At 57.5% G+C, this 24,679-nt stretch carries 19 protein-coding genes; 7 read left to right on the top strand and 12 right to left on the bottom strand.

Annotated elements, in window-relative coordinates:
- Positions 1–122 precede the first annotated feature (122 nt).
- A complete protein-coding gene (locus BFV67_RS11235; protein ID WP_008501734.1) occupies positions 123–1,067 on the top strand; it encodes a LysR substrate-binding domain-containing protein in 945 nt (314 codons plus the stop codon).
- 52 nt (positions 1,068–1,119) lie between these two features.
- Here the strand turns inward: BFV67_RS11235 and BFV67_RS11230 are convergent, their stop codons facing one another.
- Positions 1,120–2,229, bottom strand: a complete 1,110-nt coding sequence (locus tag BFV67_RS11230; protein ID WP_023327550.1) for a porin OmpC — start codon at positions 2,227–2,229, stop codon at positions 1,120–1,122.
- Positions 2,230–2,858: 629 nt separating this feature from the next.
- Positions 2,859–3,737 carry an aromatic amino acid DMT transporter YddG gene (gene yddG / locus BFV67_RS11225; protein ID WP_055321393.1) on the bottom strand — a complete coding sequence of 293 codons (879 nt, stop codon included), beginning with the start codon at positions 3,735–3,737 and terminating at the stop codon, positions 2,859–2,861.
- A gap of 220 nt (positions 3,738–3,957) precedes the next feature.
- Between yddG and fdnG the strand changes: the two genes are divergently transcribed.
- From fdnG to fdnI, 3 genes are read left to right on the top strand one after another with little or no spacing between them, the layout of a single operon-like run.
- Positions 3,958–7,005: a formate dehydrogenase-N subunit alpha gene (fdnG, locus tag BFV67_RS11215; RefSeq protein ID WP_157888816.1), complete on the top strand. Its 3,048-nt coding sequence runs from the start codon at positions 3,958–3,960 to the stop codon at positions 7,003–7,005.
- Positions 7,006–7,016: 11 nt separating this feature from the next.
- Positions 7,017–7,901 carry a formate dehydrogenase subunit beta gene (gene fdxH, locus BFV67_RS11210; RefSeq protein ID WP_069598340.1) on the top strand — a complete coding sequence of 295 codons (885 nt, stop codon included), beginning with the start codon at positions 7,017–7,019 and terminating at the stop codon, positions 7,899–7,901.
- Complete coding sequence (gene fdnI / locus BFV67_RS11205; RefSeq protein WP_008501728.1) at positions 7,894–8,550, top strand: formate dehydrogenase-N subunit gamma; 657 nt, start codon at positions 7,894–7,896, stop codon at positions 8,548–8,550. The genes fdxH and fdnI overlap by 8 nt, the downstream gene beginning before the upstream one ends.
- 58 nt (positions 8,551–8,608) lie before the next feature.
- Here the strand turns inward: fdnI and ppk2 are convergent, their stop codons facing one another.
- Positions 8,609–9,427, bottom strand: coding sequence for a polyphosphate kinase 2 (gene ppk2 / locus BFV67_RS11200; RefSeq protein WP_023327546.1), 819 nt, complete (start codon positions 9,425–9,427; stop codon positions 8,609–8,611).
- Positions 9,428–9,679: 252 nt separating this feature from the next.
- Here ppk2 and BFV67_RS11195 point away from each other — a divergent pair, with 252 nt between their 5' ends.
- The 3 genes from BFV67_RS11195 (at position 9,680) to araJ (ending at position 11,919) form a co-directional block, all read left to right on the top strand.
- Positions 9,680–10,048: a hypothetical protein gene (locus tag BFV67_RS11195; RefSeq protein ID WP_021240196.1), complete on the top strand. Its 369-nt coding sequence runs from the start codon at positions 9,680–9,682 to the stop codon at positions 10,046–10,048.
- The gene (locus BFV67_RS11190) at positions 10,048–10,554 is read left to right on the top strand and encodes a YqhG/Tai3 family protein (RefSeq protein WP_069598339.1); all 507 of its coding nucleotides are present in this window, start codon (positions 10,048–10,050) and stop codon (positions 10,552–10,554) included. The genes BFV67_RS11195 and BFV67_RS11190 overlap by 1 nt, the downstream gene beginning before the upstream one ends.
- A gap of 189 nt (positions 10,555–10,743) precedes the next feature.
- Positions 10,744–11,919: an MFS transporter AraJ gene (gene araJ / locus BFV67_RS11185; RefSeq protein WP_069598338.1), complete on the top strand. Its 1,176-nt coding sequence runs from the start codon at positions 10,744–10,746 to the stop codon at positions 11,917–11,919.
- Between the two features lie 6 nt (positions 11,920–11,925).
- Here araJ and BFV67_RS11180 read toward each other — a convergent pair whose 3' ends face one another.
- From BFV67_RS11180 to BFV67_RS11140, 9 genes are all read right to left on the bottom strand, one after another.
- Entirely contained in the window at positions 11,926–13,017 is a 1,092-nt protein-coding gene (locus BFV67_RS11180; protein WP_069598337.1) for an alkylhydroperoxidase domain protein, read from the bottom strand.
- A gap of 10 nt (positions 13,018–13,027) precedes the next feature.
- Positions 13,028–14,017: a putative FMN-dependent luciferase-like monooxygenase gene (locus BFV67_RS11175; protein WP_069598336.1), complete on the bottom strand. Its 990-nt coding sequence runs from the start codon at positions 14,015–14,017 to the stop codon at positions 13,028–13,030.
- Positions 14,014–15,621 carry a dipeptide ABC transporter ATP-binding protein gene (locus BFV67_RS11170; protein WP_069598335.1) on the bottom strand — a complete coding sequence of 536 codons (1,608 nt, stop codon included), beginning with the start codon at positions 15,619–15,621 and terminating at the stop codon, positions 14,014–14,016. Before BFV67_RS11170 ends, BFV67_RS11175 begins: the two co-directional genes overlap by 4 nt.
- Positions 15,618–16,469, bottom strand: a complete 852-nt coding sequence (locus BFV67_RS11165; RefSeq protein WP_045370946.1) for an ABC transporter permease — start codon at positions 16,467–16,469, stop codon at positions 15,618–15,620. Before BFV67_RS11165 ends, BFV67_RS11170 begins: the two co-directional genes overlap by 4 nt.
- Positions 16,466–17,410 carry an ABC transporter permease gene (locus BFV67_RS11160; protein WP_023327539.1) on the bottom strand — a complete coding sequence of 315 codons (945 nt, stop codon included), beginning with the start codon at positions 17,408–17,410 and terminating at the stop codon, positions 16,466–16,468. The genes BFV67_RS11165 and BFV67_RS11160 overlap by 4 nt, the downstream gene beginning before the upstream one ends.
- A gap of 10 nt (positions 17,411–17,420) precedes the next feature.
- A complete protein-coding gene (locus tag BFV67_RS11155) occupies positions 17,421–19,040 on the bottom strand; it encodes a TIGR04028 family ABC transporter substrate-binding protein (RefSeq protein WP_023327538.1) in 1,620 nt (539 codons plus the stop codon).
- A gap of 149 nt (positions 19,041–19,189) precedes the next feature.
- Entirely contained in the window at positions 19,190–20,200 is a 1,011-nt protein-coding gene (gene adhP, locus BFV67_RS11150) for an alcohol dehydrogenase AdhP (protein ID WP_008501719.1), read from the bottom strand.
- Positions 20,201–20,397: 197 nt separating this feature from the next.
- Complete coding sequence (locus tag BFV67_RS11145) at positions 20,398–22,107, bottom strand: ABC-F family ATP-binding cassette domain-containing protein (protein ID WP_069598334.1); 1,710 nt, start codon at positions 22,105–22,107, stop codon at positions 20,398–20,400.
- 773 nt (positions 22,108–22,880) lie between these two features.
- Positions 22,881–24,578: an NAD-dependent malic enzyme gene (locus tag BFV67_RS11140; protein WP_008501715.1), complete on the bottom strand. Its 1,698-nt coding sequence runs from the start codon at positions 24,576–24,578 to the stop codon at positions 22,881–22,883.
- Positions 24,579–24,679 lie beyond the last annotated feature (101 nt).

Here is a 24,679-nt window from a genome sequence, read left to right as displayed (position 1 = left end):
AATTAAATTGTAAAATACGCATCTATTATTTCTTATGATAAATAGATATTGTTCTTTCTTTATGATTTATATAAATATAATGAAGACCTATTTTTGGGTGAAAAGCCTAAAGAAATCAACATATGAATAAAACAGAACAATTGGTTGGCCTGCCTGCGTATGCAGAAAGTCGCCTTGCAAACGATCCGCCGCTTCGGGCTGTGCGTGCCTTTGAGGCCATCGCCCGGCTGGGCAGCGTCACGCTGGCCGCGCAGGAGCTGGACATTTCTCCGTCGGCCGTCAGCCATCAGCTCAGGGTGCTCGAAGGGTACCTGCAAATGCCGCTGACGGAGCGTCAGGGGCGCAGGCTGGTGCTGAGCCAGCACGGGCGGGAATATTACCGCTCGATCCGTGCGGCGTTTAACGTGCTGCGCCAGGCGACGGAGCATCTGGCGGAGCAGGCACAAACGCGTCAGGTCACCATCAGCCTGATCCCGCTTTTTGGTATGGGGTGGTTTATCCCGCGCTTGCCTGCGTTTATGCGCGCCAACCCGCAGACCGAGATTAACGTGGTGTATGCCAACCATCGTAACTATCTGAGCGACGCGTCGGATATGTCGATTCGTTTTGGCAACGGCCAGTGGGCGGGCTATCAGAGTGAAAAGCTGATTTCCGGACAGATGGTGCCGGTGTGCAGCCGCGCGTTTTTGCGTATTCACGGCCATATCGACACGCCTGAGCAACTGCTGCAGATGCCGCTGCTGCACGATGAGGAGCGCACGACGTGGGCGCAGTGGTTTGTACAGCAGGGGGTGAAGCGTCCCGTTCGCCGCAGCGGTCCAATGTTTGAGGACGGTCTGCTGACGCTGGCGGGCGTACAGGCGGGTCTGGGGTGTGCGCTGATGCGGGAGCCGCTGATTGCGCCGTATCTTGAGAGCGGTGAGCTGGTGAAGATCTTTGACCTACCGATTGATGACGGACGCGACTATTACCTCTGCGTGCGCTCAGATTCAGAGATGACCGAGGACGGCAAGCTGCTGCAAAACTGGCTGCGACGGGCAGCGGGCGGGGAGTCGTCTGGCGGGTAAAAGAGGGCGATAAAAAAGCCAGCTGTTCAGCTGGCTTTTGGAGAGACAAGATTTAGAACTGGTAGGTCAGACCCAGCGCTACGATGTTGTCGGTACCGATGCCTGCCTGGCGAGTGAACGTGTTGTCATCGAGCAGGTTGATTTTGTAATCCACGTAGGTGGACATGTTTTTGTTAAAATAATAGGTCGTGCCAACATCGATGTATTTCACCAGATCCTGGTCGCCGAAGTTTTCGATGTCTTTGCCTTTAGACTGCAGGTAAGCGATAGACGGACGCAGGCCAAAGTCGAACTGATACTGGGCCACAACTTCGAAGTTTTGCGCCTTATTTGCAAAGCCGTAAATGTCGGTACGCTTGTTGTTAGAGGTACCGAAACGGGTTGCATTGTAGGTCTGAGAGTATTGCGCCGCGAGGTAAATGTTGTTCGCGTCGTATTTCACACCACCGCTGTATACTTCTGCGCGGTCGCCTTCACCGTATACGCCAGCCGCATTCTGGTCAGCGGTACGACGGGAGGAGGACATTGCACCACCTACGCTGAAGCCTTCGCCCAGATCGTAAGTCAGGGATGCGCCATAGCCGTCACCGTTCTGGTTCAGCAGGCTGCGACCGCTGGTGTTTTCACCACTTACGCTGCCGTTTTTACCCTGATACTGCAGAGCAAAGTTCAGGCCGTCAACCAGACCAAAGAAGTCCTGATTACGGTAGGTTGCCACGCCGTTAGCACGAGACTGCAGGAAGTTGTCGGCACCATAGGTGTCACCGCCGAATTCTGGCAGAACGTCGGTCCAGGAGGTCACGTCGTAAATCACGCCGTAGTTACGACCGTAATCGAATGAACCTGCTTCCGCGAACTTCAGACCTGCAAACGCCACACGAGTCCAGGACTGGTTGTCGCCTTCGTCCTTGTTGCCCTGAATCTGGTATTCCCACTGGCCGTAACCGGACAGCTGATCGTTAACCTGGGTTTCACCCTTGAAGCCGATACGCATGTAGGTTTTATCGCCATCTGCGCCAGCATCATCAGAGAAATAGTGCAGACCTGTCACTTTACCGTACAGATCCAGCTTGTTACCGTCTTTGTTGTAAATTTCGGCAGCGTTAACAACGCCTGCTGCCAGCATGGAAGTGACTGCCACTGCAACTAATTTAAGTTTCATCTTAAATGTTCCTTATAATTTTTTTCGGTATTTCCTGAACCACTTTGAACGATTTCTAAACGAGGCTGTTCGTCAATGGCATGCTATTCTTAAAAATCTCGTAGTCTTATTTCAATAATAAGTTTCAAAATATTAGAGATAATTTCAATTAGTGTGATCTCGATCGTGTGAGAAGGCGATCATTCAAACAATATGGTCGGAATTTATACGATTAATAGTTATTTAGTCAGTGGGGTTATTGCTTTTACTATAATTTCTGATGGTTTTTGTTTATCGCGTTAAATTTCGCAATTTCCGAGGGTTTAATGAGGGGGGTATTGCTGCTTTTCTTTAAAAACAATGGGTTGTTTTAATTTTTCAGCGTCTATTCCGCATATTATCATAAAACTGTCAGAGCTGAATTATTGCACGCCATGCTATCCAGGGCGTTAATATTCATCACTCACTAATTTCACTGGGTTGTCAGTTTGTGTCAACTCGCTTCAGATGGCTTTACAGAAGGCGTTCAATATAAACCGAACTTAAACAGACGCTCTATTATCATGATAAATATTCTGATGCCTGATCACATTTTAAATTTATGTTAATTATGTTGCCGGGTTGAAATTCCCCCGGCCAGTCGAGCAGCGTTATTTTCGTGTGGCGTACCAGCAGAGCAACGACCCGGCGCAGACCATCAGCGCGCCTTGCCAGAACGAGAATGAAAGGGGGGAGCTTAGCACCGCGGCGGCAAGCGCGGCAGAAAGCACGGGGGTAAAATAGGATACGGCAGCCAGAACCGTGACGTTACCGTGCAGGATGCCAATATTCCAGGCGGCGTAACCAAACCCAAGCGCGATACCGCACATAACCAGCTTCACGACTACCGGAAGCGTGAACACCATGTCGGGCTGATCGCTCAGGGCATATTTCACCCACAGACTCAGCGCGGTCAGCAAAACAAACAGGGTGATGCCGTTTTGCCCTTTCGCAAATTTGCTGGTGACGGTGCAATAGGCGGCCCAGATAAAGGCCCCGGCAAACGCCAGCGCATAGCTCAGAGGGCTGGAAACGACATTCCGGGTTATTTCCTCAAGGTGTAATCCTTCTTCGCCGCCCAATACCCAGCACACGCCCAGCAGCGAAATGAGCAAGCCGGGGATCACCCACAGGCTAGACTTTTGCCCGTTGAACAAAATCGCAAATACGATCGTCAGGCTCGGCCAAAGGTAATTGACCATGCCCACTTCAATCGCCTGCGATCGCGTTGCGGCATAGCCCAGCGACAGCGCCAGACATATTTCGTAGCTGACAAATAAAACGCTGCCGGCAATAAGATAGCGGGGAGAAAACCGTCGGATATCAGGAAATCCTACCGTCACCAGACACAGTAATCCGCTGAGGGTGTAAATCATCGCGGCACCGCCAACAGGGCCCAATCCTTCACTCACGCTGCGAATAAGGCCGACCATGGTGCTCCATAACAGTATTGCCGCCAGCCCAATAAGCGTTGCTCTCTTTCTGTCCATTACTCGCCATTACAATAAAAATTAAAGGAAAAATGTATCGCATTACGCCTGTCGCTGTCGTGAATTATTCTCTTAAGCCGTTAATCAAAAAGGGGTAATGAAACGTTGCGGAGGTGACTATTAAGGGGGGGAAGGCTGATGACCTTGATTTGACGCAAAAAAATCAGGGGCTTTGCTGTTAGTTTGCGGCGCGAAGTCTTTTCAGATAACGAGGACAGCAATGGACGTCAGCCGCAGACAATTTTTTAAAATCTGCGCGGGCGGTATGGCCGGAACAACAGCCGCAATGCTGGGATTTGCTCCCAAAATGGCGCTGGCTCAGGCGCGCAACTATAAACTGCTGCGCGCCAAAGAGATCCGTAACACCTGCACATACTGCTCCGTGGGTTGTGGGCTTTTAATGTATAGCCTGGGCGATGGCGCGAAGAACGCCAGAGAAGCGATTTATCACATTGAAGGGGATCCGGATCATCCGGTGAGCCGCGGGGCGTTATGCCCGAAAGGGGCGGGGCTGCTGGACTACGTCCACAGCGAAAACCGCCTGCGCTACCCCGAATACCGCGCGCCGGGCTCCGACAAATGGCAGCGTATCTCCTGGGATGAGGCCTTCTCCCGTATTGCGAAATTGATGAAAGCCGACCGCGACGCCAACTTTATTGAAAAGAACGCGCAGGGCGTGACGGTCAACCGCTGGCTTTCCACCGGCATGCTATGCGCCTCGGCGGCCAGTAATGAAACCGGCATGCTGACGCAAAAATTTGTGCGCTCGCTCGGCATGCTGGCGGTAGACAACCAGGCGCGCGTCTGACACGGACCAACGGTAGCAAGTCTTGCTCCAACATTTGGTCGCGGTGCGATGACCAACCACTGGGTTGATATCAAAAACGCGAACGTCGTCGTGGTGATGGGCGGTAACGCCGCTGAAGCCCATCCGGTGGGGTTCCGCTGGGCGATGGAAGCGAAAAACAACAACGATGCGACGCTTATCGTCGTCGATCCGCGCTTTACGCGTACGGCATCGGTGGCCGATATCTATGCGCCGATCCGCTCCGGTACGGACATTACGTTCCTGTCCGGCGTGCTGCTGTACCTGATCGAAAACAACAAAATCAACGCGGACTACGTTAAGCACTACACCAACGCGAACCTGCTGGTGCGGGATGATTTTGCCTTCGAAGACGGGCTGTTTAGCGGCTATGACGCCGAAAAACGCCAGTACGATAAAACGTCCTGGAACTATCAGTTCGATGAAAACGGCTATGCGATGCGCGATGAAACGCTCACGCATCCGCGCTGCGTGTGGAACCTGCTGAAGCAGCACGTCTCCCGCTATACGCCGGACGTCGTGGAGAACATCTGCGGCACGCCGAAAGCGGACTTCCTGAAGGTGTGTGAAGTGCTGGCTTCCACCAGCGCCGCCGACAGAACCACCACGTTCCTGTACGCGCTGGGCTGGACGCAGCACACCGTGGGCGCGCAGAACATCCGTACCATGGCGATGATCCAGCTGCTGCTCGGCAACATGGGCATGGCAGGCGGCGGCGTGAACGCGCTGCGCGGCCACTCAAACATTCAGGGCCTGACCGATCTCGGTCTGCTCTCCACCAGCCTGCCGGGCTACCTGACGCTGCCGTCTGAAAAGCAGGCCGATCTGCAAGCATATCTTGAGGCCAATACGCCAAAAGCGACGCTGCCGGATCAGGTGAACTACTGGAGCAACTATCCGAAGTTCTACGTCAGCCTGATGAAATCCTTCTACGGCGATGCGGCGCAGAAAGAGAACGACTGGGGCTTTGAGTGGCTGCCGAAGTGGGATCAGGCTTATGACGTCATCAAGTATTTCAACATGATGGATAAGGGCGACGTCACGGGGTATATCTGCCAGGGCTTCAACCCGGTGGCCTCCTTCCCGGACAAGAACAAAGTCGTTCGCAGCCTGAGCAAGCTGAAGTACATGGTGGTTATCGATCCGCTGGTGACCGAGACCTCCACCTTCTGGCAGAACCACGGGGAGTCAAACGATGTCGATCCGGCCTCGATTCAGACCGAAGTGTTCCGCCTGCCGTCCACCTGCTTTGCGGAAGAGGACGGCTCTATTTCCAACTCCGGCCGCTGGCTGCAGTGGCACTGGAAAGGCCAGGACGCCCCGGGCGAAGCGCGTAACGACGGCGAAATCCTGGCCGGGATTTACCACCGCCTGCGCGAAATGTACCGCACCGAAGGCGGCAAAGGTGCAGAGCCGCTGCTGAAGATGAGCTGGCACTACAAGCAGCCGGCTCGTCCTGAATCCGAAGAGGTCGCGAAAGAGAACAACGGCGTGGCGCTGGCGGATCTGTATGACGCGAACGGCAATCTGGTGGCGAAGAAAGGCCAGCTGCTGAACAGCTTCGCGCTGCTGCGTGACGACGGTACCACGGCATCATCCTGCTGGATCTACACCGGCAGCTGGACGGAGCAGGGTAACCAGATGGCCAACCGCGACAACGCTGACCCGTCAGGCCTGGGTAACACGCTGGGCTGGGCTTGGGCATGGCCGCTGAACCGTCGCGTGCTCTACAACCGTGCGTCCGCCGACGTGAACGGCAAGCCGTGGGATCCGAAGCGCATGCTGATCCAGTGGAACGGGACGAAGTGGACGGGGAACGACATCCCGGACTACAGCACCGCCGCGCCGGGCAGCAACACCGGGCCGTTTATCATGCAGCCGGAAGGGCTGGGACGCCTGTTCGCCCTCAACAAGCTGGCGGAAGGGCCGTTCCCGGAACACTACGAGCCAATGGAAACGCCGCTCGGCACCAACCCGCTGCACCCGAACGTGGTCTCCAGCCCGGTGGTGCGTATCTACGAAGACGACGTGCTGCGTCTGGGCAAAAAGGACAAGTTCCCGTACGTAGGGACGACCTACCGCCTGACCGAGCATTTCCATACCTGGACCAAGCACGCGCGTCTTAACGCCATCGCGCAGCCGGAACAGTTTGTGGAGATAAGCGAAACGCTGGCGAAAGCGAAGGGCATCGCCAACGGCGATCGCGTGAAGGTGAGCAGCAAGCGCGGCTTTATCCGCGCGGTGGCGGTGGTCACCCGCCGCCTGCAGTCGCTGAACGTGCACGGCCAGCAGGTGGAAACCGTCGGTATCCCGTTGCACTGGGGCTTTGAAGGGGTGGCGCAGAAAGGCTATATCGCCAACACCCTGACGCCAAACGTCGGCGATTCCAACTCGCAAACGCCGGAGTACAAAGCGTTTCTGGTCAACATCGAGAAAGCGTAAGGAGCGATTAAATGGCGATGGAAACACAAGACATAATTAAACGCTCCGCGACCAACCCGATCACTCCCGCGCCTCGCGCGCGGGACTACAAGGCAGAGGTCGCCAAGCTTATCGACGTCTCCTCCTGCGTGGGCTGTAAGGCCTGTCAGGTGGCCTGTTCGGAGTGGAACGATATTCGCGACGAGGTGGGGCACTGCGTTGGGGTCTACGACAATCCGGCGGATCTGAGTGCCAAATCCTGGACGGTGATGCGCTTTAGCGAAACCGACCAGAACGGCAGGCTGGAGTGGCTGATCCGCAAAGACGGCTGCATGCACTGTGAAGATCCGGGCTGCCTGAAGGCGTGCCCGTCTGCCGGGGCAATTATCCAGTACGCCAACGGAATCGTCGATTTCCAGCAGGACAACTGCATCGGCTGCGGGTACTGCATCGCGGGCTGCCCGTTTAATATCCCGCGCCTCAATAAAGAGGATAACCGGGTATACAAATGCACCCTGTGCGTGGACCGCGTCAGCGTCGGGCAGGAGCCTGCCTGCGTGAAGACCTGTCCAACCGGCGCCATTCACTTTGGCACCAAAAAAGAGATGCTGGACGTGGCGCAGGAACGCGTCGATAAGCTCAAAGCGCGGGGCTACGACAAGGCGGGCATTTACAACCCGCAGGGCGTGGGCGGTACGCACGTGATGTATGTGCTGCACCATAGCGACCAGCCGGGGCTGTACCACAACCTGCCGAAGGATCCGGCGATCGATACTTCCATCAACCTGTGGAAAGGGGCGCTCAAGCCGCTCTCCGCGGCGGGCTTTATCGCCACCTTTGCCGGGCTGATTTATCACTACATCGGTATCGGGCCAAACAAAGAGGTGGATGACGACGAGGAGGAGCATCATGAGTAAGTCGAAAATGATAGTGCGCACCAAATTTGTCGATCGCGCCTGTCACTGGACGGTAGTGATCTGCTTCTTCCTGGTGGCGGTATCGGGAATTTCGTTCTTCTTCCCGACGCTGCAGTGGCTGACCGAAACCTTCGGTACGCCGCAGATGGGGCGCATTCTGCACCCGTTCTTCGGCGTGCTGATTTTCGTGGTGCTGATGTTTATGTTCGTGCGCTTCGTTCATCACAATATTCCGGACAAGCAGGATATCCCCTGGGTGAAAGGGATCGTTGAAGTCCTGAAGGGTAACGAGCACAAAGTCGCGAAGGTGGGGAAATACAACGCCGGACAGAAGATGATGTTCTGGACCATCATGAGCATGATTTTTGTGCTGCTGGTGACCGGGGTGATGATCTGGCGTCCGTATTTTGCACACTACTTCCCGATACAGGTGATTCGCTACGCGCTGCTGATCCACGCGACGTCGGCCATCATCCTGATTCACGCCATCCTGATCCATATGTATATGGCGTTCTGGGTGAAAGGATCGATTAAAGGCATGATTGAAGGGAAGGTGAGCCGCCGCTGGGCGCAGAAACACCACCCACGCTGGTACCGTGACGTGGAACGGCTGGAAGCGAAACAGGAAAGTACGGAAGGGATGAAGTAAAACCTGCGCCGTCGGCTTTGCCCGGCGGCGCTGCGCTTGCGCGGGCCTACTCTTCAAATCAGAACCGCTCTTCCACATACCGGAACGGGTATTTTGTGGGTTTGACTTTGCCGATTTTGCGCTTCGGTAAATCCACCTTGTCGACGTGAATTTCTTTATACGGGATCTGCGAAAGCAGATGCGAAATAATATTCAGGCGCACGCGTTTTTTATCCTCTGAACGCGCCACAAACCACGGCGCCCAGGCGGTGTCGGTGGCTTCAAACATGGCGTCGCGGGCGCGGGTGTACTCGTCCCAGAGGTTAAAGGATTTAATATCCATCGGCGACAGCTTCCAGATCTTACGCCCATCGTTAATACGGTCGCGCAGGCGGCGCTCCTGCTCTTTCGGCGTCACCTCCAGCCAGTACTTCAGCAGGATAATGCCGGCATCGACCATCGCTTTTTCCATAACCGGCGCGCCGTCTAAAAATTTCTCCGCCTGTTCCTCCGTGCAGAACCCCATCACCCGTTCCACGCCCGCGCGGTTATACCAGCTGCGATCGAAGATCACGATTTCACCCGCCGAAGGCAGGTGGGGCACATAGCGCTGGAAGTAAAGCTGGCTTTTTTCCTTTTCAGTCGGAGCAGGGAGCGCAACAACGCGAAACACGCGCGGGCTGACGCGCTCGGTGATCGCTTTAATGGTGCCGCCTTTGCCGGCGCCATCACGTCCTTCAAAAACAATACACACTTTTAACCCTTTGGCGACGACCCACTGCTGGAGCTTAACCAGTTCGACGTGCAGGCGGCGGAGCTCTTTTTCATACTCTTTGGTCTTAAGCGGTGCATTCGATACGACATCAACAGCGACAGGGGTTTTCTTTTTGCTTCCCATGATTGTCATCCTCAGGTTGTCCGGTGCGGAAAAAGCGAGGCCGCACTATGAAGTGTAATCCACCTGATATTATGCGTATTGTTTTTAGGTAATTAATGTCTCGACACTTTTTTAAGCAGATACAGAGGTATTAACGAAGGTGCTAAGCACCTGTTTCCCTATGCAGATGCAATAAAATCAGCACATTTAATACCACACTCTATGTGTGGTTAATGTGATAATTTCATTCTTATTTACTTAAAGGAACTAAGAATGAGTTGGAATAAAGACGCTGCGGTTTCGTATCTCCGTTCACACGCTCTGGGACGCTCTCATAGTGAATGTGCTAAGTTTACCCGCCTTGCCATTCTGGCTGGCGGTGTTAAGGTAGCGAACACAGATTATGCAAAAGATTATGGGGTTGAATTATTACGTGCTGGATTCAGTGAGCTGCCGCCTGGTTCAACGTTAATTGCTGGTGATGTGGCCGTGATACAGCCATACCCAGGTGGAAATGGCATAGGCCACATGACTATGTATGACGGTACACAATGGATTTCTGATTTCGTTCAAAAAAGTATGTATCCGGGGCCTGGATACCGCAAAATGCAACCATCCTTTAAAATTTACAGGATGCATTGATGAAAAGGATATTATTATCATTCGTTATGTTGCTGGTGGGATGTAGTTCGGCTGCCAATCAAGAACGTAGCGCACAAGACGCTACCGAATCATTTTATAAATCCTATCTTTCCGTATTCGGCAGCGATGAAGCCAGGCCTTATCCTGCCGACGAACTGCGTAAATATGTTTCTGCTGATACGATTGCTCGCATTAATACCATTCAGGAAATCTCTGAACAAGAGTTAATAGAGTCTGACTATTTTACGTATACACAAGATTACTCCCGTGAATGGATACCTGCGTTACGAGTGGAAAACGCCAGACCATTTTTAAACGGTGAAGTAGTCCACGTCATTGAAGGGGCGGGTAACGGGAGAAGCATCCATCTTGAGGTATTTCTTCGTCGTGAAGATGATGAATGGAAAATCTACCGCGTTCGTGACGTAACGAACAATCATGAGCATCCTATTTTCAATGCTGGCGCGATTACAGGCGCTAAAGCAGCGGCAGAGAGCGCACCGTAAAAGCCAGACCTTAAACCCTTTAAAGCCCTGACGCCTGCCGGGGCTTTTTGTTTGCCAATCCCACCGCGTAGCAGTTGGAGAAAACTCCTGAATCAATGGATTAACCTGTCAGCCATCTGATTTGAACTGGCTCACCATACAAGATTATTCAATAATGCCCGCTGCGAGTGATTAACCCGTGGTTGAGGTATGAAAAAGACAATATTTTCGTTGGCGCTTGGCACATTTGGCCTGGGCATGGCTGAATTTGGCATCATGGGCGTGTTAACCGAGCTGGCGCATGACACCGGTATTTCGATTCCCTCCGCCGGGAATATGATCTCGTTTTATGCCTTCGGCGTGGTGATTGGCGCCCCGATTGTGGCGCTCTTCTCCGGCAAGTTCTCGTTAAAAACCACGCTGCTGTTTCTGGTGGCGATGTGCGCTGTTGGCAATGCTCTGTTTACGTTTTCTACGTCATATTTCTGGCTGGCGCTGGGGCGGCTGATTTCCGGTTTTCCGCACGGCGCCATTTTTGGCGTTGGGGCGATTATTCTGTCTAAAATTGCGCCGCCCGGGAAGGTGACGGTCGCGGTGGCCGGGATGATCGCCGGAATGACCGTCGCCAACCTGGTGGGTGTGCCGCTCGGCACCTGGCTGGGGCACCAGTTCAGCTGGCGTTATACCTTTTTACTGATAGCCCTGTTCGATGCGCTGGTGATCCTCTCGGTGCTGATCTGGGTGCCGGACATCCATGACAAATCAGAAATTAAACTGACCGAGCAGTTCCAGTTCCTGAAGAAACCGGAGCCCTGGCTGATTTTTGCCGCCACCATGTTTGGTAACGCCGGTGTGTTCGCGTGGTTCAGCTTCGTTAAGCCGTTTATGGTCAACGTTTCTGGCTTTTCCGAAGGCATGATGACGATCATCATGATGCTGATGGGCCTTGGCATGGTGTTGGGCAATCTGCTGAGCGGCAAGCTCTCGGGGCGCTTTAGCCCGCTGCGCATTGCGGCGACTACCGACATGGTGATTGTCGCCTCGCTGCTGCTGCTTTTCGCCCTGGGCGAACTGAAAACGGCCTCGCTGGTGATGGGCTTTATCTGCTGTGCCGGGCTGTTCGCGCTCTCTGCGCCGCTGCAAATTTTGCTTCTGCAAAATGCGAAGGGCGGCGAGATGCTGGGGGCGGCCGGAGGGCAGATGGCGTTTAATCTCGGCAGCGCTATCGGGGCGTACTTTGGTGGGATGATGATTACCCTCGGCTTTAGCTGGCGCTACGTCACGCTGCCTGCGGCGTTACTCTCGTTCTCGGCCATGAGTGCATTACTGATCTACGGTTACCTGCGTGCCAGGCAGGCTCAGGCTAACGCGCGTGCGCTAGCCTGATGGAAGTCAGGCAAGCCAGGGCTCGCCCAGGGTCAGCATCAGGCGGTTGGCCCAGGCGAAGAACGCGGCGGACTGCACCAGATCAAGCTGGGCTAAGGTGTCCAGCCCCTCTTTTTCCAGCGCGGCAAGGTGCAGCGGCGTGGCGGCAGGCGGGGTAACCGACAGCGCCGCTGCAAAATTAATCTCCGCCTGCCAGCGCGCAGACTGCCCCTCGCTCAGGGATTGCCCCGGACGCACGGCCAGCAGGGCCTCTACCGCCGCGTCATCCTTTGACAGCTGGCTGGCTTTCCGCGCATGGACAGATGCGCAGTAGATGCAGCCGTTAATTTTACTGGCGACCGTTGCGGCCAGCTCGCGCTCGGCGCGCGGCAACCCCCCCGGCGTATAAAAAATCCCTTTATCCGTTAGCGTGCGCTGTTCAAGCACCGGCAGGTTGCGCCCCAGCAGGCGGAAATAGTCGGAATCGGTGTGGCCAAACTTCGCCAGTATAGCAACCTCGTCATCACGAAAATCCGCCAGCGGTTTGGCGGCGATCCACGGCTCCCAGCCCAGCTCCTGCTGGGTAAAGGCGACGGGAGCCGCCTTTCCGGTGGCCGTGGTGGCGGTCGTGTGCCAGACGCCTGCCGCCACCGGCGCATCGCTTGTGGCGACGGGCCTGTCGTTCAGCAGCCGCAGCCCGGCAATCAGTCGGCTCTGGAAGCTGACAAAGGCGATAAGCTGCGCCAGCGTCACGATGCCTTCCTTGCTCCATCCCGCCTGGATCAGCGCCCTTAACGATGTCGGCGTGGCTTCAACGGGGGAGAAGGTCAGCAGGCGCGCGAAATTGAGCGCCGGCGTCAGACGGTCTGAGGTCGGGTCTGCCAGGCCAAACCCCGCATAGTGCGCGGCCAGCGCCTCCGCGTTGTGCCACCTGGCAACTTTTGCCGCGACGGCGAAGCGCTCGTCCAGCGCAAAATCGCTATCCTGCTGGGTAAATAAGATTTCGTAGCTGCCCTGGGCGTGGCGCGTGGCGGCGTCCCGCGTGGCGCGCGCCTCTGCCAGAGGGGAACCGGGTTTGATTTCCGCCAGCTCGGCGAGAATGTCGTGACTTAATGACATAGGTATCTCCTCAATGGATATGGGGGGCAATATGTTCGGCGATCAGTTCGATGGAGCGCAGCGTGTCGCGATGGGTGGGCTCGACCGAATGGACCTGGAATGAGATGTCCGTGGCGCGCCGGAGAACGGAATCGGCCTGCAGCGAACGCAGCACCGTCTCGGGCGAACCGATGTGGGCGTCGAACTGGCGACGAAAATCTGTGACAGTGTCACCTTTAACCGCGTGTCCGGCAGCGCGATGCTGCTGGGCCTGCCTGGTGAGACCCGGCGTGGCGACCTTCAGCGCATAGTCATCGCTGTCGGCGACGAATGCCGTACGAGAAGCCAGAATGCGCGGTGAGGTACCGGCGGGTAGCGCCTCAAGATAGGCATCCACAATCGGGTTCTGGATCGCGTCGAGCGTGAGATCCAACTGGTCTGCCGGGCGCGGCTGCGTGCGGGAGAGCATTAAACCGTGTCCGGCTTGCGCGGCGCGAACGGCGCCGTCGACGGAAAAGGTGGCAATCCAGATCCTGTCAGCCAGCTGCGGCGCTGGCGGGTAAAGGTGATTATCCGGATGGGTGAGCGAATCCCCGCGCCAGGCGCTCTGGATCACATGCAAATGGTCAGCAAAGGCCGCGCCGCGCTGTTCAAACGTCAGTCCGAACGGCAGGAAAGAGGTCGGCGTGCCGCCCGAACCAAAACCGACTTCGAGACGTCCATCGGCGAGTAAGTCCAGCACGGCGGCATCTTCCGCCACACGCAGCGGGTTTTCCATCGGCAGGGTTATGATGGCCGTACCCAGCCGAATGGTTTCGGTATGCGCCGCAACGTGGGCCAGAAACAGCAGTGGCGACGGCAGGCCGCCTTCATTCTCATGGAAGTGGTGCTGCGCAATCCAGGCGCTGTCAAAACCGTGGCGTTCAGCGTGGCGGATCTGTTCTGTAGCAAGACGATAGCGCTCTTTTGGCGTGGCATCGTCAAGCAGGCGGGTGAAAAATCCCAGGCGTTTTCGCGTCATGCGAACTCCTCCGTAGCGGGTGAAAAATGGGGAATGGCGGCAATCAGCTCGCGGGTATAGTCGTTCTGTGGCGACGTGAATAAGGTTTCGACGTCACCGTGTTCGACCACCTGACCGCTGCGCAGCACCGTGACGCTGTGGGCGATCCGGCGAACGGTAGAGAGATCGTGCGTGATGAACAGGTAGGTTAATCCCAGCTGCTGCTGCAGCTGCTGAAGCAGTGCCAGAATTTGCGCCTGGACGGTGACGTCCAGCGCGGAGGTGGCTTCGTCCAGCACCAGAATGGTCGGCTCCAGGATCAGCGCCCGGGCGATGGCCACGCGCTGTCGCTGCCCGCCTGAAAGCTCTCTGGCGGTGCGGCTCAGGAGTTCGACGGGCAGGGCAACCCGCTGCGCCACGGTCTCCACCCGGGCCTTTCGCTCCGCCTTGGCGAGGCGAGAAAAGTTCTTCAGGGGCTCTTCGATGATGTCAAACAGCGTCTGACGCGGGTCGAGAGAGGCGAACGGGTTCTGGTAAACAAACTGGATCTTCTGGCGCAGTTGACGGCGGGCCTCGCGGCTGAGCGCGGTGGCATCAATGTCATCAATAATGACCTGTCCGTTATCCGCCTGTTCAAAACCCAGCAAAATACGGGCGAGAGTGGTCTTCCCGGAGCCGGACTCACCGACCAGCGCATGGGTGCTGCCGCGTCTGACGTCAAACGTCACCCGATCCAGCGCCTGAAGCTGATGACCTTTACCCAGCGAGAACCGTTTGCTGATGGCCCGGGCGCGAATGGCCGGTGACGCGAGCGGGAGACCGGCTACCGGGGCGATGGTCAGGCGCTGGCCCTGAAGATCGCTCAGCAGCTGACGGGTGTAGGCGTGCTGCGGCGTGCGGACGATATCGGCGGTGTCGCCGTGCTCCTGAACCTCGCCGTTGCGAAACACCAGCAGCCTGTCCGCGCGCTGGGCTGCCAGGGCCAGATCGTGGGTGACAAACAGAACGGCGGTGCCCGATTCCCGGCGCAGGATATCCAGCAGGTCGAGAATGCGTTTTTGCACCGTCACGTCCAGCGCGCTGGTGGGCTCATCGGCAATGATGACGTCCGGGCTCAGGGCAATGGCGATGGCAATCAGCACGCGCTGTTTCATCCCGCCGGAGAGCTGATGCGGGTACTGCTTCATGCGCTGTTCGGGGTGACTCAGGCCGACCTTTTTCAGCAGGGCGAGCACCTGCTCGTCGCGTTGGGCGTGAGTCACCTTCTGGTGCAGCTGAATAATTTCCCCGACCTGCGCGCCGATCGTCTTCACCGGATTGAGTGAATTACCCGGATCCTGCGGAACCAGGCTGATTCTCGCGCCGCGAAGGGTATCGAGACGCTTCGCTGACCACCGGCTAATCTCCTCGCCGTTGAGCACGATTTTCCCGGCATCGCGTCGGGCGTTATCCGCCAGCAGACCAATGATCGCCTGCGCCGTGGTCGTTTTGCCGGAACCGGACTCGCCGACAAAGGCCAGCATTTCCCCCGGCTGAAGGGCGAAGCTAACGTTATGCACCACCTCGCGCCACCGGCGCGCGGTACGGTAGCTGATGGTCAGGTTTTCTACCGAGAGTACGGTCATTTCAGGCCTCCGCTGAACTGCTGGCTGATACGGTTGGTGGCCAGCACGACGGCGATGACGACCACGCCGGGGAAGGTGGTTAGCCACCAGGCGGTAGAGAGATAGTTACGGCCTTCGGCGATCAATAAGCCCCATTCCGGTACGGGCGGCGGGGTGCCGTAGCCGAGAAAGCTCAGCGTGGAGAGGGCCAGAATGGCCTGACCAAACTGCAGCGTGGCAAAGGCAAGGACGGCGGTTAAGGCGTTGGGCAGGATGTGTCGCCACAGCACCGCCAGGAACGTCCCGCCGCTGCCAAACGCCGCCTCGACATAATCCGTATGGCGGATGCGCACCACTTCACCGCGCGCGAGGCGGGCGAAGCTGGCAATGGAGGCCACGCCGACGGCAATGGCGGCGTTAACGGTGCCAAACCCGAGCAGAATAATGACCGTCAGCGAGAGCAGCAGAGACGGAATGGACAACAGCACGTCGACAAAACGCATCAGGAAAGACTCGACGCGTCCGGCGAACGCCCCGGCGATCACCCCGAGACCGGTGCCCACCACCAGCCCCATCGTGACGGCAGCGAGCGCCGCGCTCAGGGAGTGGGACGCACCGTACACAATACGGGTGTAAACATCGCGGCCAAGCTGATCGGTGCCGAGCCAGTGGCCCGCCTGCGGCGCCAGACGTTGCGCTCCGGCGATGCCCTCAATCGGGCTGTAGTGGGTTAACAGGCCGGGCGCCACGGCGGCAAAAACCGTGAGAATAATCACCGCCCACGCCAGCCACAGTCCCGGCTGCCACGCGACGCCCTGCCAGCCGGGAACGCGTTTTCGCGCCGCGGCAGCGTAATCGACCAGGCTCATGATGCACCTCCGGTAACGGTTTGCAGACGGGGATCCAGCAGCGGCATCAGCAGGTCCACCAGCAGATTGATCAGGACAAAGCCGAGGGCGGAAATCATCACCACCGCCTGAAGCACGGCGATGTCCTGGTTATTTACCGCCTGCTGGGTCAGCTGCCCGAGCCCGCTGCGGCCAAATACGGTTTCGGTGATTAGCGCTCCGGCAATCAGCTCGCCCAGCAGCAACCCGGCAATATTGAGTACCGGCAGCAGGGCGTTGCCGGTGACGTGACGCCACAGGACGGCGGTTTCACTCAGCCCTTTGGCGCGGGCCACGGCGACAAACGGCTGCGTCGCCACCTGGTCCAGGCTGCGCATCAGGATTTGCGCCAGCGGGGCGGAGATCGGGATCGCGACGGTCACGATCGGCAGGATCAGCCCCTGCAGCGGCGTCGGGTTAATCACTGGGATCAGCCGCAGCTGGAAAGAAAAGAGCTGGATGAGGGCAATCCCCAGCCAGAACGTCGGTAAGGAGATAAACAGGACCGGCAGCGACTGGAGAGTATTACTTAGCCAGCGCAGACCCGGCAGACGCGACGCAAAGGCCAGCGCAAACGCCAGCAGAACCGCGAGTAAAAAGGCGGGCAGGGCGAGGCTCAGGGTATCCGGCAGATTGCTGGCAATCAGCTCGCTGACCGGCACGCCTGCCTGTAACGAGTAGCCGAAATCCCCGCGCAGCATCGCCAGCAGCGTGTGGCCGTACTGCTGCCACAGCGGGCTGTCCGCGCCGTAGGCCACGCGCATCTCCTCGATTTGCGCCGGGCTCAAGCCCAGGTCGGGGTTCTGAAATTTAATCAGCACCGCGTCGCCCGGCAGCACCTGGAGCAACACGAACGAGAGGGTAAAGGCGGCCCACAGCACCAGCAGCCCGTGCCCAAAGCGTTGAAGAAGTGCGTGGCGCATCGTCAGCTCCTCAGTGTTTCTCAAGCCACGCGCCGTAGAACGACGGGCGGCCGACCGCTTCAAAATTCACGCCTTTCAGCCATGGCGCACCGGCAAAGACCTGCGGCTCCTCGAAAATCGGAATGACGTAGGCGTTATCCAGCAGGTAGCGCTGGGCATCGCCGGTCAGCTGCAGGCGTTTTTGCGGGTCGACTTCGGCGGAGATATCCACCAGCAGCGCATTCAGCTTGTCGTCACGGAAGCTTTTGACCTTGTCGCTGGAGCCGCCTTTTTGCAGCAGCGCGTCGCGGTTAGCGGGGTAGAACATGCTTTTCACCACGTCAGGATCGGCGCGGCCTACTTCGGAGACGGTTAACGGGGTTTTCAGCGGGTCAAGGTTATCCAGCGTGCGGCTGCCTGCGTCACCGGCTTTCACGCTCAGCGCCACGCCCACCTGACGCCACTGCTGGGCAACCAGCTGCAGCACCTCTTTGTTTTGCGGCTGCGGCAGGGATTCATACACCGTTAGCGCCAGCCGCTGGCCGTCTTTGGCGCGGATGCCGTCGCTGCCCGCTTTCCAGCCCGCCTCGTCCAGCAGCTGGTTAGATTTAGCCGGGTCAAAGGACAATTTGTCGCTGAGATCGACAAAGCCCGCGGCGGAATCGGCAATCACCGACTTCGCCTGCGGATAGTTAGCCGAGAAGAGGGTCTCAACCACCTGTTTTGCATTGGTGGCATGCAGCAGCGCCTGGCGCACGCGAATATCGGAGACCAGCGGGTTATCCGGGCGGAAGCTGATGCTGTCGTTCACCCCGCGCGTTGGGGCGGCGTAGATTTTATAGCCCTGGTCTGTCGCCTGCTTTTCGTCATACGCCTGCACCTGGCGAATAAAGTCGGCCTGACCGGCCAGCAGGGCGCCGACGCGCACGCTGTCTTCCTGAGTCACGATAAACTTGATGCCGTCCAGATTTGCTGGCCCCTGTTGCGCCAGATTTTTGGGCCCCCACTGGTAGTCCTTACGCGCTTCCAGCGTCACTTCGCGACCCAGCTTCTCGTCCTTCACCACAAACGGGCCGGAGCCGATGATATGCCGGGCGTCACCCAGCTCTTCAAAGTTGCGCTTCAGCGTGCTGAGCGAGACCAGGCCCGAGCCAATCGTGGCCGTGCCCTGCAGGAACCCCGGCGACGGTTTTTTGAAGTAGAACTTCACGGTCAGCGGGTCGACCACTTCGCTGCGATCGTAGTTATTGATCACTTCTGACACCGGCAGGCGCTGCGCCTTGTTACCTAAGCCGTAGGTATCAAAGTTTTTTGCTACGGCGTTGGCGTCCAGCGGCGTGCCGTCGGAGAAAGTGATCCCCGGGCGAATTTTGAAGGTGTATTCGGTTTTATCGGCGTTGGTGGTCCAGCTTTCGGCCACCCACGGTTCGACCTGCAGCGTCTTTGGATTTTGCCACGTCAGTTTGTCGGTGATCTGGTTCAGAATGCCGCCGTTCGGGTAGAAGCCGCCGGCGGGCGGATAGAGGTTGGTGTGCGCCTGTTGTTCCAGATAAATCAGCGTGCCGCCTTTGACCGGCGCATCGGCGGACCAGGCTGCGGTGGTCGTCAGAATGAGCGCCGTCAGCAGCGGCAGACGAAATGGGGTTTGCATGGTGAATTCCTTTGTTATCTTCTTGTTAGCGTCGGATTCATCATCGGGCGCGGGGGAAAACAAGGGAACAAAGGAATTAAGATAAGGATTGCCGGAAAATGGCTATAAAAAAACCGCCCCGGAGAGGAGCGGTGATGAACGGTGAACGATTACGAACGTAAGTCGATCACCATACGGCCACGGATCTGGCCCTGTTCCATCTCTTTAAAGATGGCGTTGATGTCCTCGATCGGACGCATCGTTACTTTCGGCACCACTTTACCTTCAGCGGCGAACTGGAACGCTTCCTGCAGGTCCTGGCGGGTGCCGACCAGCGAACCCACCACCTGAATGCCGTCCAGCACCAGACGCGGAATATCGAGGCTCATCGCTTCCGGCGGCAGGCCAACCGCGACCACGCGGCCACCGGCACGCACGGCATCTACCGCCGAGTTGAAGGCCGCTTTTGCGACGGCAGTGACGACTGCGGCATGCGCGCCGCCGGTTTTTTCCTGCACAATCTTAGCGGCATCTTCGCTGCGGGAGTTGATGGTGAGATCCGCACCCATGCTGGCCGCCAGCTTCAGCTGTTCGTCGTTAACGTCAAGGGCGATGACTTTGGCGTTAAAGACGTTTTTGGCGTACTGCAGCGCGAGGTTACCCAACCCGCCGAGACCGTAAATCGCAATCCACTGGCCCGGCTTAATACCCGATACCTTCACCGCTTTGTAGGTGGTGACACCCGCGCAGGTAATGCTGCTGGCCGCCGCCGAATCCAGACCGTCCGGCACTTTTACCGCGTAATCCGCGGTGACGATGCACTCTTCCGCCATGCCGCCGTCGACGGAGTAACCGGCGTTTTTCACGTCACGGCACAGGGTTTCGTTGCCGGAATTACAGTATTCGCAGTGGCCGCAGCCTTCAAAGAACCAGGCCACGCTTGCGCGGTCGCCGACTTTCAGCGACTTCACGCCAGGGCCGACTTCTTTCACGATACCAATTCCTTCATGGCCCAGGATAACCCCGGTCTTGTCGCCAAAATCACCGTTCTTCACGTGAAGATCGGTATGGCATACGCCACAGCACTCCATCTTCAGCAGGGCTTCCCCATGCTTAAGCGGGCGTAAGGTTTTTTCGGTGACGTTGACCTGGTGGTCCTGAGTGACAACAGCAGCCTTCATGTGTATCTCCTTGTTCATGATAAGAATCTGCATAGCAGGTGTAATACCCCTTAAGGATTAATACATTAGCCTGGTAATGCAAGGCTGCGGCAACATAATGTCATCATTTGATTCGATTTCAGATTAAGAATACGGCGATCCTCTAATAATTAAGGGGGGAAAATGCTGGCCCGGCGAGGCGCTCGCCGGGCGCAGACTTACAGCTGGGCTTCTATCTCCTCTATCTCTTTACGCCATTGTGCCTGGAGCTGCGGCTTTTGATGCTTCGGCTTGCGCGCCAGATCGTCTTCCAGCAGCGTTTCCAGCGCGACCAGGCGTTCAAGCAGATCGTCATGCGGCGAGGGGTGAACCGTCGCGGCGACAGCGGGTGCAGTGGCTGTCACCAGCCCCGCGCGTTCACGCAGCCGCTCAAACACCGCTTCTGCATCGTGCCATTCGCTCAGCGTACCGTCCTCAATCAGCCAGAAACGGTTGCAGCTTTGGCTAATTAACTGACGGTCATGGCTGACCAGCAGCGCGCCGCCTTCGAACTGTTGAAGGGTGTGCGCCAGCGCCTCTTTGCCTTCCATGTCCAGGTGGTTGGTGGGCTCATCCAGCATCAGCAGGCTGTAGCGGGCAAGCGTCAGGCCCACGAACAGCAGGCGCGAACGCTCGCCGCCGCTGAGCGTGCTGACTTTCTGCCCATGGCGGGACCACGGGAACCCGGCGCTGATGAGCGCCATTTTGCGGTTCTGCGGATCCGGTGCAAAAGGCTCCAGCGCGTCGAGCAGCGTGGCGTCATCCGGCAGCTGATGCAGCGTCTGGTCGTAGTAGCCCGGCGAGACGCGCGGATGGATTTTCAGCCCGCTGTCCGCCGGTTCATCCGTAAAATGTCGCCAGATAAGCTTCATCAACGACGATTTACCGCAGCCGTTACGACCGACAATCGCCACGCGATCGCCGCTTTTCAGCCGCGCCGTTTCGATGCTAAACAGCGGCGATAGCCCAGGCGCGGGCGGGACGCCGAGGTTTTCCATCTCCAGCAGACGGTCAGCCCGCAGCGCGTCGCCGCGCAGGATTAACGTCCACGGGCTGCCCGCCGTGAGCGCGGTCTGGCTCTCTTTGAGCCGTTCGACCTGTTTTTCCATCTGTTTGGCTTTGCGGGCCAGGTCTTCGTTGTCGTAAACCTTGCCCCAGGTCGCCAGACGTTTGGCGCTGGCGGTCACGCGGTCGATCTCCTTTTGCTCCGCCTTGTGGCGCTGCGCGTCGGTCTCATCTTTGGCTTCCAGCGCCTGACGTGCCGCCGTGCAGGGAAGGGCAAAGTAGTGCAGCGTTTTATCGCGCAGGATCCAGCTGCCGTTGGTGACGGCATCCAGCAGCTGTCTGTCATGCGAGACCAGCACAAAGCTGCCCGACCAGTTCTGCAGGAAGTGTTCCAGCCAGAGCATGGTCGGCAGGTCCAGGTGGTTGCTGGGTTCATCCAGCAGGAGCAGGTCCGGCTCGTGAATCAGCGCCCGGGCCAGCAGCAGGCGGGTGTGCTGCCCGCCGCTCAGCGTGGCGGAGTGCAGCATCATATCCTGCGGCGTAAAGCCCATGCCTGCCAGCAGCGTTTCGGCTTTCCAGCGCAGGCTGTCCCGTTCCGCTACGGGCAGCTGGGCCAGGACGGCATCCAGCATGGTGAGCGGTAAAATAGCGTCCGGGAGATGTTGCTCGACGCGCGCCATCAGGCAATGCCCGGCCAGCGCTACCGTTCCGGCAGCAGGGGAATCCGTGCCGTCCAGCACCTTCAGCAGCGTACTTTTGCCGCAGCCGTTATCGCCCAGCAGGCCAATGCGGTCGCCTTTTTTCAGCGTAAAGGAGAGTGAGTCGAAGAGCGTGCCAAACGCCGTATCAACGCGTAAAGATTGTGCAGTGAGTAAAGTGCTCATTGTTGCTTACCCAAGAGTTACAGGCATGTTTATGCCTCGTCAAACATCGCTGACGATAACTCAGTAAGCCCGAGAGAAGGGATTTCAGGGGTTGGTGTCTTCGCTCAAGCCGAAGTTATCGCAGCACGATACCGATAACGCTTGAGCGGGTGCGATCACCAAATGTATGTGAAACATTGAAAATTTCACGATACAGCATAATTGGCCTCCTTATATATTCAGTGGGTTAATGGATGAAAGGAGTGTAGCGGGGGAAAAGGGGTTTGGCTAGGGGGTGGGACGAATGTAATTCCCTCTCCTATGGGAGAGGATTAGGGTGAGGGGAACATACGGCTCTGGTGGTCATTACGTTCACTTTATGTTCCTTGCTACTCTTTAGCGATGTGACCGGTGAACGTGCCAGGGTGGCTCAGTCGCCACCACCCTGGCGACCCGGGCTCCCGGCGGTAAATCGCCGCTTCGCGGTGCCCTCAGCTTATTCCTTCAGGCTATCGGGTCGGGCATGAGCCTGCATCCCTGCAGGCCACGCCCTCTCGGCGCATCCCTGCGCCTCGCCCCGGCCTTACGGAAACGCTTCGGCGATTTACAGCCGGACCAGGGTGTCGCTGTAAGTCATTCATTTTCATGAAGCAACATTCATCGCATCCGGTAAAAAAAATTACTGGGATTCCTGAGCACACAGGGAGAGCCCCCGTAGGCCCGGTAAGCGAAGCGCCACCGGGCGATTGGGCCGCACCGCGTCTCCCACTGGGAGAGGGAACGGTCAAAGCGGATCAAATCGACGTACGGCGATAGCTGCGGTATTCAGGCTTCCAGAAGTTGTCGTCGATGGCCTGCTGCAGCGCGTCGGCAGAGGTTTTCACCGCCACGCCCTGCTGCTGCGCCATTTTACCCACCGCAAACGCGATAGCGCGCGACACCTTGTGAATGTCCTTCAGCTCGGGCAGAACCAGACCTTCGCCGTCGTTGACCAGCGGCGAGTGGCCCGCCAGGGTCTCGCTCGCCGACATCAGCATTTCGTCGGTGATGCGGGACGCGCCGGAGGCGATAACGCCCAAACCAATGCCCGGGAAGATATAGGAGTTGTTGCACTGGGCAATCGGATAGGTTTTATCCTTCCACACCACCGGATCGAACGGGCTGCCGGTGGCAACCAGCGCGTTACCTTCGGTCCAGGCGATGATGTCCTGCGGCGTCGCCTCCACGCGGGACGTCGGGTTAGACAGCGGCATCACGATAGGGCGCTCGCAGTGCTTGTGCATCTCGCGAATAATCTCTTCGGTGAAGAGACCGGTTTGCCCGGAAACGCCGATCAGAATATCCGGCTTCACGTTGCGCACTACGTCCAGCAGGGAAAGGACTTCGTTGTCGGTATCCCAGTTTTTCAGGTTTTCGCGTTTCTGCACCAGCTTGGTCTGGAACGGCAGCAGGTTCGGCATGCCGTCGGTCAGCAGGCCGAAACGGTCCACCATAAAGACGCGGGAGCGGGCCAGCTCTTCGCTTAAGCCTTCGCGCTGCGTCTGGGCGATAATCTGCTCGGCAATACCGCAGCCCGCGGAGCCTGCGCCCAGGAAGACGATTTTCTGGTAGCTCAGCTGGCTTCCCGCCGCACGGCTGGCGGCGATGAGCGTACCCACCGTCACGGCCGCGGTGCCCTGGATATCGTCGTTAAAGGAGCAGATCTCATCGCGATAGCGGTTCAGCAGCGGCATCGCGTTTTTCTGCGCGAAGTCTTCGAACTGCAGCAGCACGTCCGGCCAGCGGTGCTTCACGGCCTGGATGAAGTCGTCGACAAACTGATAGTACTCGTCGTCGGTAATACGCGGATGGCGCCAGCCCATATAGAGCGGGTCGTTGAGCAGCTGCTGGTTGTTGGTGCCGACGTCCAGCACCACCGGCAGGGTATACGCCGGGCTGATCCCCCCGCAGGCGGTATACAGAGAGAGTTTACCGATGGGGATCCCCATCCCGCCAATGCCCTGGTCGCCGAGGCCAAGAATACGTTCGCCGTCGGTCACCACAATCACTTTGATATTGTGGTTCGGCACGTTCTGCAGAATATCGTCCATGTTGTGACGGTTCTGATAAGAGATGAATACCCCGCGGGAGCGACGGTAGATCTCTGAGAAACGCTCGCACGCGGCACCCACCGTCGGGGTGTAGATCACCGGCATCATCTCTTCGAGATGGTTTTGCACCAGGCGATAGAAGAGGGTTTCGTTGGTGTCCTGAATGTTACGCAGGTAGATGTGTTTGTCGATTTCCGTTTTGAAACCCTGGTACTGGATCCACGCGCGCTCTGCCTGTTCTTCAATGGTTTCAACCACTTCTGGCAGCAGGCCCAGCAGGTTAAAGCTGCTGCGCTCTTCCATGCTGAAGGCGCTGCCTTTGTTGAGCAGGGGGAATTCGAGTAAAACCGGTCCGGCGTATGGGATGTATAAGGAACGATGTTTTTTCAGTTTGTTGTCCATGTCACTCACTCTTTTTATGAAGATCCGTCCCTGACACTGCTGTTTGTCATCTTTCTGGCCTGTGCGATGGGGTGCGGTCCGGCGGTATTATAAAGGAGCTA

Source organism: Enterobacter roggenkampii (assembly GCF_001729805.1).
In the GTDB taxonomy this organism is placed as follows: Bacteria; Pseudomonadota; Gammaproteobacteria; order Enterobacterales; family Enterobacteriaceae; genus Enterobacter; species Enterobacter roggenkampii.
This window is presented reverse-complemented; position numbering and strand designations above follow the sequence as displayed.

Excerpts from the sequence above, each read along its gene's own strand:
- BFV67_RS11235 (WP_008501734.1), top strand. The coding sequence starts at position 123 with ATGAATAAAACAGAACAATTGGTTGGCCTGCCTGCGTATGCAGAAAGT.
- BFV67_RS11230 (WP_023327550.1), bottom strand. The coding sequence starts at position 2,229 with ATGAAACTTAAATTAGTTGCAGTGGCAGTCACTTCCATGCTGGCAGCA.
- yddG (WP_055321393.1), bottom strand. The coding sequence starts at position 3,737 with ATGGACAGAAAGAGAGCAACGCTTATTGGGCTGGCGGCAATACTGTTA.
- fdxH (WP_069598340.1), top strand. The coding sequence starts at position 7,017 with ATGGCGATGGAAACACAAGACATAATTAAACGCTCCGCGACCAACCCG.
- fdnI (WP_008501728.1), top strand. The coding sequence starts at position 7,894 with ATGAGTAAGTCGAAAATGATAGTGCGCACCAAATTTGTCGATCGCGCC.
- ppk2 (WP_023327546.1), bottom strand. The coding sequence starts at position 9,427 with ATGGGAAGCAAAAAGAAAACCCCTGTCGCTGTTGATGTCGTATCGAAT.
- BFV67_RS11195 (WP_021240196.1), top strand. The coding sequence starts at position 9,680 with ATGAGTTGGAATAAAGACGCTGCGGTTTCGTATCTCCGTTCACACGCT.
- BFV67_RS11190 (WP_069598339.1), top strand. The coding sequence starts at position 10,048 with ATGAAAAGGATATTATTATCATTCGTTATGTTGCTGGTGGGATGTAGT.
- araJ (WP_069598338.1), top strand. The coding sequence starts at position 10,744 with ATGAAAAAGACAATATTTTCGTTGGCGCTTGGCACATTTGGCCTGGGC.
- BFV67_RS11180 (WP_069598337.1), bottom strand. The coding sequence starts at position 13,017 with ATGTCATTAAGTCACGACATTCTCGCCGAGCTGGCGGAAATCAAACCC.
- BFV67_RS11175 (WP_069598336.1), bottom strand. The coding sequence starts at position 14,017 with ATGACGCGAAAACGCCTGGGATTTTTCACCCGCCTGCTTGACGATGCC.
- BFV67_RS11170 (WP_069598335.1), bottom strand. The coding sequence starts at position 15,621 with ATGACCGTACTCTCGGTAGAAAACCTGACCATCAGCTACCGTACCGCG.
- BFV67_RS11165 (WP_045370946.1), bottom strand. The coding sequence starts at position 16,469 with ATGAGCCTGGTCGATTACGCTGCCGCGGCGCGAAAACGCGTTCCCGGC.
- BFV67_RS11160 (WP_023327539.1), bottom strand. The coding sequence starts at position 17,410 with ATGCGCCACGCACTTCTTCAACGCTTTGGGCACGGGCTGCTGGTGCTG.
- BFV67_RS11155 (WP_023327538.1), bottom strand. The coding sequence starts at position 19,040 with ATGCAAACCCCATTTCGTCTGCCGCTGCTGACGGCGCTCATTCTGACG.
- adhP (WP_008501719.1), bottom strand. The coding sequence starts at position 20,200 with ATGAAGGCTGCTGTTGTCACTCAGGACCACCAGGTCAACGTCACCGAA.
- BFV67_RS11145 (WP_069598334.1), bottom strand. The coding sequence starts at position 22,107 with ATGAGCACTTTACTCACTGCACAATCTTTACGCGTTGATACGGCGTTT.
- BFV67_RS11140 (WP_008501715.1), bottom strand. The coding sequence starts at position 24,578 with ATGGACAACAAACTGAAAAAACATCGTTCCTTATACATCCCATACGCC.